Origin of the sequence: Vibrio splendidus 12E03, assembly GCF_000272105.2 — a bacterium.
GTDB classification, from domain to species: Bacteria; Pseudomonadota; Gammaproteobacteria; order Enterobacterales; family Vibrionaceae; genus Vibrio; species Vibrio splendidus_I.
On the sequence record NZ_AJZD02000243.1, the window covers coordinates 1 to 242 of the forward strand.

General features: G+C 48.8%; 1 pseudogene. It reads left to right on the forward strand.

Annotated features, from left to right (window positions below):
* A pseudogene (locus tag A142_RS25310) lies at positions 1 to 242 on the forward strand (hypothetical protein); the annotation flags it as partial.

Consider the following 242-nt stretch of genomic DNA (forward strand, 5'->3'; position numbering starts at 1 on the left):
CCCCTCCTTTTGGCTTTCACTTCCACCGGTTACAGCTCACAAGTCAACGCAGCGAGTGATGCTGAGTGCGGTATTTGGATGTGCTTGCCGACGGGATTTGGGCAAGGGTGTAGTGACTCAAAAAAGGCATTTAAAAAACGCATCAAACGTTTTAAACCGGCCTTACCTAGCTTCTCTTCATGCCTCTCCAAGACGGATAGCGGAAGTACCACCGATAATTTCGATTCAAAGACCGGTTACGC